The sequence below is a fragment of the Chengkuizengella axinellae genome, assembly GCF_030730905.1.
Classification (GTDB): Bacteria; Bacillota; Bacilli; order Paenibacillales; family KCTC-33759; genus Chengkuizengella; species Chengkuizengella axinellae.
In genome coordinates this window covers 184,938-197,003 of the sequence record NZ_JAVAMP010000006.1, presented here as the reverse complement: position 1 = coordinate 197,003, position 12,066 = coordinate 184,938, and the positions used below count along the sequence as shown (strand labels likewise).

The following is a 12,066-nucleotide window of genomic DNA, read 5'->3' as shown; positions in this document are numbered from 1 at the left end:
AATATATGAAAAAAACAACTCTTCTTTTCATCCTTCTATTTTGTTTAGTTACAACAACCATAGTCTATGCAGGCACTTACGTAACAGAGGAATTAAAAGATGAACATGGAAACACGTGGGTCGTCAACGGTTTGTGGGAAGAAGTTGATGGACAGCGTGTTTTTTATCCATCCCCACCGACTGGTCAAGTTTGGGTAGACACTTCAAGATTTGAAACCCAAACTCAAATCATTGAGAAAACAGAATACATTACGGTGAGAGATACAATTCATACACCAACTGCAACCCTTAGACAAGCAGCTGTAGGGAATCATGAAATCATTATGACGCTGAACAACCCAAACTACTTTAACATTAAAGTGAATGTACACATTAAAAATTTAAGTCCAGATTCAGAAGTGAGAAATGAATTCATGGAACAAGAAGTCAATGATCTAGTGCTAAATCCAGGAACGAGGGAATTAACTTTTGATAGTGTGAAAAGGCATGAAGGTTTTACAAACTATGAAATTATTGTACGAGTGACTGAGAATCTACATCCTGATGTGCATCCAGATTATGAACAAATTCGTGAACTCGGCTCATGGTACCCTGATGTGCCACTATATATTGAATTTTTATATCCTGAAGTGACGCTCAATACAAATAACGCAAGTTCTGAAGGATCATTTGGAACGGACTGGACATTTCGGAATCCAAATACAATCGATTTTGAATATAAGTTAGAAATTGATGATGCGAGAGGAAGAAAAACACTAGAAACAGGAATGATTTCCCCTGGACAAACGATAAGAGGGTCAGAGATTGCTATTCCAACAAAGGACCGCACGAATACGCAAACGTTTATAGGTACCTTTGATTATTCAAGATCGGCTCCTTCTATTAAAGAAAGTCAAGATTCATTTACATATATTATTGCATCAGCGGGAATTTCATTGTCTAGTAGTCAATCCGATGTTGCCATGCAAACAGATGTGAAATCAGAATCCACAGGCTGTACATATGGACCAGATAAACATGATGTAACATACACATGGTTTGGAGCCAGTTATACGGTTTCATCCAGTGTTTCTAACAATAGTAATATTCCTATTTCAGTTACCGTTAATGTTGGACCAAGCAGTCAAAGTTACAACTTAACTCCTAATGGCTCTACATCTGGACCTTCTACAAGTGAAACAACAGAAAACGATGTAACCATTGATGGAGATACAAAATGGTATACGCACACAGATAGTGATCGTGAAAAAATATCTGTTACAGGGTGGAAGAAAACCGCTGAAGAGCGTTTTTCATGTAACCCCCCTCCTCAAGATTCGAGTAATAACTAAAAGAATGTTCATTTAATACGACCAAGTTTCTTACATTCAATTAAGTTTTAACTAAAAATCTAATACAGCTTTGAGAAAGGGATGGGAATCGAACATCCTTATTTGCACTTTAAGATTTTCAAAAAATTTACTTGAATAAGGTATAAGTGTAACTACCCCTTCTGTCTTCACCTGCAAGGCTCGCCAATCAGCGAGTTTTCTTTATGTTTCAGAAAAAATGATCAATAAATCAAAGGAGGCTTTAAGGTTGAAAAAAGTACTGGGTGGTCAAAGAGGATACTTGCTTATGGCTGCTTATATCATTCCAGTTTTAATTGGTTTAGCTGCTTTAGTTCTAGAGTTTAATCAGCTAAGAGTGATTCATAATGAATTGCAGGCCGTTGTAGATGCTGCTGCTTTGGCAGGAGTGTTAAGAGCTGAGATTAATACAGAAATCATTTATGAAAATGAGTATGACAATGACGGAAATCTTACAGACATAGTCCCTGTGGTTGAGAACTATACGATTATTAACAGTCAGCAAGAAGCGTTTAACTATGCTTATAAATCATTCAGAAAAAACATGGATGTACTTGGTTGGGGAGATGATGGAGGTACTAGAATTACCGTATATACCAGTGAATTATATGGTGAAATACTGGCAAGTGGAATGTCAGATGCGATTACGGGAATAGGGGTAACTGATGATCGTAGAGATTACAGCGATGTAGATCAATATTATTTTAAAGCAACAATACATGTCAAAACGGCTTTGATTGCTCCTGCACTCCGAATGTTAGCCTTTATTTCAGGAACAGATTCACCGGTGGATGAGTTAGGCGAAATTGTCATGGAAGCAGATGCGGTATCTAGAACCAAAATACAGATTGAATAGGGGGATAGATTTGAAAAATATAATCAAAAACAAACGAGGATCATTAATGGAGGCTGCACTTGTTTTACCTATTTTAGTTTTTATCATTGCTTTTGTATTTGATATGGGAATTCGTTTAATCGTTTTGCAAGGGACATCTGCGGCGAGTCGTGAGGCAGCTAGAGATTTTGCCAGATTCCAGAATATATCACAAGCTACGCAGATTGCCACTGGATCATTTAATAGTCTAACAAGTAATTTAGCACAGATAAAAGATGTTGAAATTAGTTTAACACATGATGGGATGAGCGACTATGCAATCGTAACAGTCACTTCCGAATTGACAGCAAATGCTTTTTCTTTTGTGTGGTCCATGATGGAAGTTGATATCCAGAATGAATTGGAAAGAAGCGTTGTTTATCCTATTGAAATTAAAGACGGTACAAAAATATTTTAAAGGAGACTAAAATGAGTATTTTTCTAAATATTGTATTCTGGTCTGTTTTTTTATTTGTCGCTATATTTGATGCACGTTATAAAATCATTCCCAATACGGTGCCTATCATCTTAGGTATATCTGGTTTCTTTTTATTGGGTCAACCGATGTACTCGCTCTATGGTGCATTCATTGGTGGAGGGATTCTACTAATAATGGCTTTATTCAATCAAGATTGGGTTGGCGGAGGAGATGTGAAGATACTATTAGGCTTAGGTATCGCTTTTGGCTTAGGGGTGATGTGGATTTTATGGATCGCATGTTTATTAGCTTTAGCTTTTACCTTAATAATGAGAAGAAAATCGATGGCTTTTGCCCCATTTTTGTTTTTATCAGCATTGGGGGTGCAGTTAATTGCTGTTTTTGCAGTTTAACAAGATCAAAGGCATGATCAAAAATAACAAAGGAGATTTTATTCAGTATGCTTTAGCTATCCCTATTGTATTTGGATTGATATATGGGGGTGTGATTCTTTTTGGGGTAGTAAGCGCAAAACAAACTGTAGGAGAGGCAGCATGGGCAGCGGTAAGAGAATATGCTGTTTCTAGGAGCAGCGGTAAAACAAAACAGATTGCTGAAGAAATTATAACCGCGCATTTACCTGTAAATAGTGTGAGTTCGGTTGGTCAGGAATCAAATCTACCTAATGGTTATATACAAGGGATTTTATATAAAGAAGGAGACCACTATCGTTTAAATGCACTAGGAAATCTAGATCTATATGTGCTTGATGAAAATTTAAAAACACAATTAGACCTTTATATAAACAAAAACGTATCTCTAATGGTGAAGGAAGTCACAATGGAAGCGGATATAGATCATGATGCATATACAGAAGGAACGATAGAGGATACAGAAACAAACCATTCATATATAGGAGAATCTGAAATGGTCAGCGGTGTAATTTTAGATAGTGAGTAAATTGAGTCACAAAGGAAAAAGGAGGAGAGCATGTTTAAAAAAAATGCAGTCTATTTATTGATCTTCATTCTTATATTCTATCCCTTATCTAAAGGAACAGCAGTTGAGATCGTAGAGTTGAACTCTAACGGCCAAACAACCTATACATTTAAAAATACATCAACAGGTTCTTCAGGTACGATTCAAACATGGACTGTGCCAGAAACGGCAGAATACACCATTGAAGCATGGGGGGCTGAAGGAGGGAGATATGGCGGTAAAGGTGCTTATGTATCTGGAACATTTGAGCTGACTGCCGAGGACAGTATAAAGATTCTTGTGGGACAAGAAGGGAGTTACTCCAATAGTGCGCCAAGTGGTGGTGGAGGTACTTTTGTAGTTGCAAATTCAGATTTGCCATTAATCATTGCTGGTGGAGGCGGAGGTGCATGTTACAGCACAACTTCAAGTGATGGAAAAGGTACATACTCTTCTTCTCCTGACGGTGGTAATTCAGGGGGAGATGGTGCAGCAGGAGGTGGTGGATTCAGTTTAGATGGAGAAGATGGACATACAACGCATGGGGGATACAGCTTTTTAAACGGAGGATACGGTGGGCCAGGTGATGATGGAGGTGCTTCAGGTGGTTTTGGTGGAGGCGGAGGTGGAGATGACGATGATGAGAGCTGTTCAGGTCCGGGAGGAGGCGGTGGATACCGAGGGGGCAACGGTGGTTCGAACGGTTCATATGCAACTGGGGGATATTCATACAATGCGGGATCAAATCAAGCTAGCAGTTCAGGATCTAGATCTGCCCATGGTCTCGTTGTAATAACACTGGAATCTGAGTTCCTTGTTTTATGGGATGCTGGAAATGATGAAAATTATAATGCAACCTTTAATCATACTTCTATTGGTAGAAATGGTACGATTCAAGTTTGGACCGCACCCTATACAGCAACATATCGAATTGAGGTTTGGGGAGCACAGGGTGGAAATTCGGAAGGAGGCAATGGGGGGAAAGGGGCAAGTATAGGAGGGGATTTTATGATTAGTGCAGGGGAGTCCTTTAGCATCCTTGTCGGTCAACAAGGTGAAAACTTAGATAATTGTAATACTGGTGGTGGAGGTGGTTCCTTTGTATGGAAAACACACAATGAACAATTGTTTATAGCAGCAGGTGGAGGTGGTGGTGCTGGACATAAAGAAGCTGGTATGGATGGTACGGTTTTAAATTCTGGAACGTTAGGTAATAGCAGCAGTACATCTAATCAAGTAGGACATCCAGGTTCAAGTGGACATGGTGGGAATAAAGGTGCAGCTGGGTGGTATTCAAATGGAACAAATCAAAGCGGGGATGATGGAATAGCTCAAGGTGGCAACAGACCATTATCTGGTGGAGCAGGTGGTTCAGCAGGTACGAGCAGCACAGGGGATGGTGGTTTTGGAGGTGGAGCAGGTGGACTAGGCGAACCTTGCAGTAACTTTGGCGCTGGAGGTGGGGGTGGATACTCCGGTGGTGCTAGTTATTATGGTAATGGAAGTGGTGGCGGAGGTGGTGGTTCTTATAATAGTGGAACGAACCAATCCAATGCTTCTGGTGCAAGAACAGGTCACGGTTTAGTTACAATAACTGTGCAAAGCGTGGGTCATGTTGAAGGGAATCAATTTCCTAATTTGATCACAGTGGATGATAACTTTCCTATAAATATAAATCTCTCAAACCCGAATAGGGGCATTAGTTGGAAAAATGTAGATCTCATCATTGAATTCATAGATCGTCATGATCAAAAAACAATGTTGCAATATAACGTACCTGATACAAATTCTTCTGTAAGCCGTGAATTAAATATAGATATAAATGTTCCTTCTCTCGTAGGAGGGGAATATACCGTTAGATATAAATTACAAGATCGCTTTGGGAATTTAGCTGATAAGATGCAAGAATTCTCTGATATCAACGTATCAACTGGTTTAAAGGTAGATTTTTCTGAAGATAATTTATTTCCATCAGAATGGCTTGTTAATGAAAAGAAGAGAGTAGAAATATCCTTTAAAAACTTAGAAGATAAAACATTAGAACGGGATGCAACTGTTGTTAAACTTGAATGGTATATTGAAGATTCTCTTGAACATGATCAATCCATTCAAATGAATACAAACCTATCCTCGTATAACAGGATGATGTTTACAGCATGGATTATACCTCCTTCGGTTTCTGGTACTTACAAATTAGTATATACCGTAATCAATGGAGGAGTGGACAGTAGTCAGCAGCAACAATTTACAAATATTGAAGTTAAAGGAGCTGCTTCTGAGTGGCGAATATTCGATTTCTCACTTGTAGATGAAAATAATATATATTGGACAGGCAGGAGATTTGATAAGGATCATGATATTACTATTGATGCATCTAGTAATCCTGTACGTGTTACCGTTGAATATAGGGTGCCATTAATGTTCCCTGTTGTCCGTTATCTTGGGGGCGGGACTTGGGAACCAATGCTCACTGTTAAATCTACAGCGGAAATGAAAATAGAGGAACCTGAATTTTAAAAGTTAAGGAGGCCAGTAATCATGGAATTGGATGCATTAAAATTAACAGTATATAATTTACAGGAAAAATATAGACTAACACCTCGTGAGAAAGAGGTGTTAATCCTGCTTGCTAAAACTGGACTGGATAATAAAGAAATAGGGAATGAATTGTGTATCAGTGAGAAGACTGTGAAAAATCACATTGGGAATATGTTTTCAAAAATGAATATTAAATCAACACGACAGCTTTTTTCAATGATTATAAATCACTGAGATAAATTTTTCACAGTCCCATAAGGAAATACATAAAATGAATGTCAATAAGTTTCGGAGGTGTTAATTATAATGATAAGTAATGTTCAACCACAATTGATTTGGCAGAACGAACCACATAAAGTACAACTTTTGAGGCAAATGAGAGATGAAGCGAAAGCCATTTGTTATAGGAATATCAACCGACATGTTAGTATCCAGACCATAGATGGAGAATTACACGAAGGAACCATTGTAAAAGTGGATCGAGATCATCTATATTTACGAGTTCATTCCAATCAACATCGTACCAGACAATATTTTGATGGGGGATTTATTATTCCTTTAGTTTTATTCAATTTATTGACGATTTCACTACTATACTAATGGGGCATTTGAGCCCCTCTTTCCACATTTTACATAACAAAGTATTTTTTTAATTTAATACCTTGCATTATAGAGTAATATATATTATTATAATTTCATCAGGAGGTGATGGAATGGAAATCAACAAAGAAGTACTCAAAGGACATATAGACACATTAATCCTCTCGATGTTATCTCTTCGAGATATGTATGGTTATGAACTAGCTAAAATGGTACGAGAAAAAAGCGATAATCAGTTTGAATTAAAAGAAGGAACATTATACTTATCTTTAAAACGATTAGAGAAAAATAAATGGATTGAATCGTATTGGAGCGATGAACAAGGACCAGGTGGACGAAGAAAATATTATAAATTAACCACACTGGGGGAAGAGGGATTAGAATTGAAACGGACGGAATGGAAATTTGTAAAAAATATGATGGATTCATTTTTGGAAGGAGGAAATTAACATGAAACAAATAGATCAATATATAAATTCCATATACAAAGAGACAAGTGGAAACAATCAAGATACAAAGGAACTGAAAGAAGAGATGAGATCACATCTTATTGAAGCCGTACATGAGCTGAAGGAAGAGGGATACGCTGAACAAGAAGCGATCAATATTGCCATTGAACGTTTTGGAGGCGAACAAGAAGTCAGTTCTATCATATTAAAACTCACGAAAGTAAAGAAAAAATTTGAAAAGAAGATCATATTATCAGCAGTAGCTATTCTTTTGCTTGGTACTGTTTTGAGTGTAGTATTTTTACTCATGGACTGGCATAATACAACGGAGAGACAGGAATTTGCAAATAGTGTGCTTGGAAAACTAGGTGCGGAGCAAGAAATTTCTGAGGAAACTGAGCAATTTATGACCTCTGTTTTAGAAAGTAATATAAACTTTTATGAAATGAGTGCAACTTTTGTTAAAGACGATCCATGGAAAGAGTTTTCTGGAGGCAGTGAATATCATAATAAGGACAGAGCTTGGTTTACAAATTGGTTAATTAAAGATGGTGAGGATTACAGAAATGGATACTGGATCGTAGATATATGGATGACGAAATTCACATACCTTTCTGTAGGTATATTAGGTGGAAGTATAAGTATTTTCTTGGCACTGCTTTTGGTATGGATCATTATGAAAAGATATCGCATTAAGAGGGAAGTATAAGCAGGATTTTCAATAAAACTGGAAATATGATCAATTGATAAAAAAATAGATATAACATATAATCATCTAATAGATTCAAAAATCCGTATGTTTTACGGATTCTTTTTTTTGTGTTTTTAATGACAAACAATCCAGGAGAGACACTGACATGAATTTTATTGATCAAACATCTAAGATTTTAAAGATACCAGAATATAAATCTTTAATTTTATTAAATATTTTGTTCGGGATATCAGCTTCATTTATTTTCCCATATAATTCGATGTTTGGGATAGATGAAGTAGGCATGAGTAATATGTCATTTGGGATATTTATGACGATCTCAGCAATTGTTGGCATATTTATCAGTACGTATATTGGAAAGCTATCTGATGGACGATATACGAGGAAAAGCATTTTAATTGTGGTAACGATTTCAGCGTTTATTGCCTACGTATTATATGCGTACATTCGCGATTATTTCTTATTATTGTTTGTGGCTTCCTTTTTTATAGGGATAGCTTCATCAGGTTTTCCACAAGTATTTGCATATGCTAGAGAAGCGGTAGGTCGTGCAAACTTACCTTCTAAAGAAATGCCGTATGCGATGAACTTATTTCGAATGTTCTTTGCTTTATCATGGACAGTAGGACCAGCTTTGGCTGCATTTGTTTTATTACGATATGATTTTACAGGATTATTTTTAGTTGCTGCTGCTGGTTATTTAATCATCTTATTTTTTGTCATTAAGTTTCTAAAACATCATAATCCAAAAGCTTCTAAACCTAAAGAACCTGTTAATCTAAGGAAATTTATAGTACGTCCTTATATTTTTGCTAATTTATTTGCTTTTATACTTATTGCATCAGCCAATTCAATCAATATGATGAATATGCCCCAATTTATAACAAAAGTCTTGCACGGAACAGAAACACATGTGGGTTTGGCATTTAGTATACCACCTATATTTGAGATTCCATTTATGCTTGGATTTGGTTTGTTGGCTGCAAGAATAGACAGTAGTGTTTTAATAAAACTAGGCGTCTTCATAGCAACGATTTATTTTTCTATCTTAATGTTTGTAGATGCGCCGTGGCAGATTTATGTAATTCAAATTTTAAGTGCAGCATACATCTCCATTACAAATGGGATTGCAATCAGTTATTTCCAAGATTTTATTCCAGATGAACCGGGCACAGCAACAACACTTTACATGAATACATCCAAGATAGGAAGTACGATAGGATTTTTACTATTTGGTGCAGTATCCCAATATTATGGGTACCGTGAAGTTGTAATTTTATGTATGATTTTTATGGCGGTTGCATTTTTAGTTTTACTATTATTTAGAAAAGATAAAAGTTTTGTGTTTCATAGACGCAAAAGAGTTTCAGTATGATTCTCTTACTCTTATGATCAAACTTTGCTTCAAATCATAATTTTTTAAAAGCACCGCTTTAGGCAATTAGTTAGATACATTCTGATTGCTTAATGAGGTGTTTTGTTGTTTTTTCCATGGGAACATCCATCTTAAGGTTATGAGGATCAATATGAATCCTACTGCCCAATAAATCCATTTCATGTCTAGATAAGAATAAACAAAATAACCTAATAACGGACCTAATGCTGCTCCAATATCTGTAGCAACTGAGTGGAATGTGACGACAGATTCTCTCTGTGTAGTTTGATTTGCAGCGTCTAAAGCAAGTGCATCGATTAATGTAGTTAATATGGTGGCTGTCATTTGAATTCCGATTAGAACAATCAACCAGATGATAAAATGGAGTTGGAGCGGAAGTAATGAAAATAAGAGAGCAGAGCAAATTAAAGTACCTACCAACAAGGGCTGCCTTCCTTTGGGACCATCTGATTTTCTGCCAAACCAAGGTGCTAACCATGGCTCCCATGACCACCTTAATGCTTGAATGACTCCAGCAATAGCAGCAGCACCAAAACTGATGCCCCAATACATAACATTCCCGTGAAGGGTGTGAATTAAATAGCTTAAAGTTGATGTAAATAATCCTTGGTATATCATAGCGATGACTAGTCCTGTAGTTAAAGTCCAGAATACATGTTGATTGTTCCATATCAATCGTTTCATATGTCCTGTTATATGGCCTGACTTTGGAAGATGATTCGATGTTTTAATTGACGGATCTATGTATTTAAAAATGAAAATCAATCCTGTAAAGGAAAGAATAGAAAATAGAATTGAGACTACAGAAACGTTGAATAAAACAGCTAAGACGCCTCCGAAAAGCATACCAAATAAACTACCTAATCGATATAATCCATTATAAGTTCCCATAAATCTGCCTCGATTTCCATCATTAGATACATTCATAATGAAAAAGAATGCACCAATTCTAAAAAAAGACCAAGCGATGCCCCACATGCACCTTGCTGTGAATAATAACCAGAATCCCTCTAAACTATATAAGAAAGTGGTTAAACTAGCTAATAGTACAGCTATTGTCATTCCGTTTCTAAAATGAATTCTTTGATATAACCACCCTATCATGGGGTTCATAGGCAACCGAACAAATCGATTGACAGACAATAAAATACCTACCTCCCACAATGAATGAAGACCCATCTCTTTCCAATATATAGGGAGTACGATATATAACATGGAATCCCCTAATAATGCCAATGCTGTTATAATGGAAATGATTTTGACGTTAATTATATTTTGTCTCATAGATATCTCCTTGGGTTGTACTTCAGACTATTTATATTAAGATAAGCAATAGTAACATTCGGAAATCGTATTGATCTCCACATCGAGACAAAAGAATCTATGATGGATGGGTATGTGGAAGATAAACTAACGATTCCTTTACTAGATAAGGACAACTGTCTACCACTCATTCCTGACCCTACAGATGTTGATTATTATGTAAAAAAAACAACAGAATCGCTTTACATGAGTTATTGCAATGACTTTTGGTGGTGCTTACAAAACGTTGCAAAAGGGATTTGGCGTGATGAATTATCCATATCTGAAGTATGTAAGAAAGTTACCTATAGATGCAAAGGAAATATTTTAATTAATAGCCCCTAGTGGAGACCTTCTCTATCATTATTCTACGATATGGCGCTTTTTTTATGATCCGGGGCAGGTTCTAAAGAGTAGATTGTGAAGTGAGAAAGGAATTAAGGTATAGAATCTTGAACTATTAGCTATGCATTTAAGAGCCATTATCTTAAATAAGAAGTGAAGAGCGGTGATATAGAAATGAATATTACGTTTTGGATTAAGAAGGGTTTAATGGTTACATTATCTTGGAAGAATATATTTTTTGTATTATTGGCTAGCTTGTTTTTCATAGGTATTATTGTTATATCATTAAATATATTGAGTGGGAGTTTATTAGTGCTCTTTATTTTGCTCATTATCCATGCTTTAGCAGGCAAATACCGTTTTTTGACCTCATTATTTATATCCTTTCTATTGAGCTTTTTAGTATATCAATATGTTAATAACTATATTGATAGTCGAGACATGTCATTAGAAATAAAAACTTTAATAAAAAGAAGTATGCTCATTTTCATTGTTTTTGGATTAGTGTTTACAAAAATTTTCTATAAGCAAAGAACATTTGCCTTTACAAAGTTGCCAAAATGGAACAAGCGCATTACGCTGCCATTCCATACTATTAAACTATCTAATTTTTTACTAATCGGATTAATAGTATCAAGTACAATTTTTATACCACTGTTTATCTATAAAGAAATAAGCTATGTTAAACAAATGTTGGTTTTTGGGATTTTATTTTCCGTAATAAACGCTTCACTTGAAGAAATAATTTGGAGAGATATTTTGTTATCCAGTTTAAAAAGATATGTCTCCACATTTTATGCTATCGTTATCACGAGTGTAGGGTTTGGTCTTTTACATATTTCAATTGGAATACCGCTAATCATAAGTTTACTGTTTTCTTTGGGAGGACTTTTCTATGCAACTGTAGTGTTAAAAACCAATAGTATATATCCAGCCATAGTTTTTCACTTTGTCATAAATTTAGGAATGGTTTTTAATGGATGGATAATTTAAAGTTATACGTATATGATATCTTTAATAATCTGACGCTCTTTTTGAATATAGAAGGCGTCCTAAATTAGAGCCTTGATACAATACTCAATTCTTGTAAGTATATAGACTATTC

General features: G+C 35.9%; 14 protein-coding genes. 13 read left to right on the top strand and 1 reads right to left on the bottom strand.

Annotated features, from left to right (window positions below; genetic code table 11):
* The first annotated feature begins 5 nt into the window (after positions 1-5).
* The 11 genes from Q5Y73_RS14065 (at position 6) to Q5Y73_RS14015 (ending at position 9,293) form a co-directional block, all read left to right on the top strand.
* The gene (locus tag Q5Y73_RS14065; RefSeq protein ID WP_305992547.1) at positions 6-1,331 is read left to right on the top strand and encodes a hypothetical protein; all 1,326 of its coding nucleotides are present in this window, start codon (positions 6-8) and stop codon (positions 1,329-1,331) included.
* A gap of 247 nt (positions 1,332-1,578) precedes the next feature.
* A complete protein-coding gene (locus Q5Y73_RS14060) occupies positions 1,579-2,205 on the top strand; it encodes a Tad domain-containing protein (protein WP_305992546.1) in 627 nt (208 codons plus the stop codon).
* Positions 2,206-2,215: 10 nt separating this feature from the next.
* Positions 2,216-2,641: a TadE/TadG family type IV pilus assembly protein gene (locus tag Q5Y73_RS14055; protein WP_305992545.1), complete on the top strand. Its 426-nt coding sequence runs from the start codon at positions 2,216-2,218 to the stop codon at positions 2,639-2,641.
* Positions 2,642-2,652: 11 nt separating this feature from the next.
* A complete protein-coding gene (locus tag Q5Y73_RS14050; RefSeq protein WP_305992544.1) occupies positions 2,653-3,054 on the top strand; it encodes a prepilin peptidase in 402 nt (133 codons plus the stop codon).
* Positions 3,035-3,601 (top strand): TadE/TadG family type IV pilus assembly protein, encoded by a 567-nt coding sequence (locus tag Q5Y73_RS14045; protein WP_305992543.1) that lies wholly within the window; start codon positions 3,035-3,037, stop codon positions 3,599-3,601. The genes Q5Y73_RS14050 and Q5Y73_RS14045 overlap by 20 nt, the downstream gene beginning before the upstream one ends.
* Positions 3,602-3,631: 30 nt before the next feature.
* Positions 3,632-6,136 (top strand): glycine-rich protein, encoded by a 2,505-nt coding sequence (locus Q5Y73_RS14040; protein ID WP_305992542.1) that lies wholly within the window; start codon positions 3,632-3,634, stop codon positions 6,134-6,136.
* A 21-nt stretch (positions 6,137-6,157) separates the two neighbouring features.
* Entirely contained in the window at positions 6,158-6,391 is a 234-nt protein-coding gene (locus tag Q5Y73_RS14035) for a response regulator transcription factor (protein ID WP_305992541.1), read from the top strand.
* A 72-nt stretch (positions 6,392-6,463) separates the two neighbouring features.
* A complete protein-coding gene (locus Q5Y73_RS14030) occupies positions 6,464-6,757 on the top strand; it encodes an acetyl-CoA acetyltransferase (protein ID WP_305992540.1) in 294 nt (97 codons plus the stop codon).
* Between the two features lie 113 nt (positions 6,758-6,870).
* Positions 6,871-7,206 carry a PadR family transcriptional regulator gene (locus tag Q5Y73_RS14025; RefSeq protein WP_305992539.1) on the top strand — a complete coding sequence of 112 codons (336 nt, stop codon included), beginning with the start codon at positions 6,871-6,873 and terminating at the stop codon, positions 7,204-7,206.
* Position 7,207: 1 nt separating this feature from the next.
* Complete coding sequence (locus Q5Y73_RS14020; RefSeq protein ID WP_305992538.1) at positions 7,208-7,915, top strand: permease prefix domain 1-containing protein; 708 nt, start codon at positions 7,208-7,210, stop codon at positions 7,913-7,915.
* Positions 7,916-8,063: 148 nt separating this feature from the next.
* A complete protein-coding gene (locus tag Q5Y73_RS14015) occupies positions 8,064-9,293 on the top strand; it encodes a sugar efflux transporter (protein ID WP_371320212.1) in 1,230 nt (409 codons plus the stop codon).
* Positions 9,294-9,359: 66 nt separating this feature from the next.
* Here the strand turns inward: Q5Y73_RS14015 and Q5Y73_RS14010 are convergent, their stop codons facing one another.
* Entirely contained in the window at positions 9,360-10,598 is a 1,239-nt protein-coding gene (locus Q5Y73_RS14010; protein ID WP_305992537.1) for an MFS transporter, read from the bottom strand.
* 48 nt (positions 10,599-10,646) lie between these two features.
* Here Q5Y73_RS14010 and Q5Y73_RS14005 point away from each other — a divergent pair, with 48 nt between their 5' ends.
* Together Q5Y73_RS14005 and Q5Y73_RS14000 are read left to right on the top strand one after the other, a co-directional pair.
* Positions 10,647-10,961 (top strand): aminoglycoside 6-adenylyltransferase, encoded by a 315-nt coding sequence (locus Q5Y73_RS14005; RefSeq protein ID WP_371320214.1) that lies wholly within the window; start codon positions 10,647-10,649, stop codon positions 10,959-10,961.
* 207 nt (positions 10,962-11,168) lie between these two features.
* Positions 11,169-11,954: a CPBP family intramembrane glutamic endopeptidase gene (locus Q5Y73_RS14000; protein WP_305992536.1), complete on the top strand. Its 786-nt coding sequence runs from the start codon at positions 11,169-11,171 to the stop codon at positions 11,952-11,954.
* Positions 11,955-12,066: the final 112 nt, after the last annotated feature.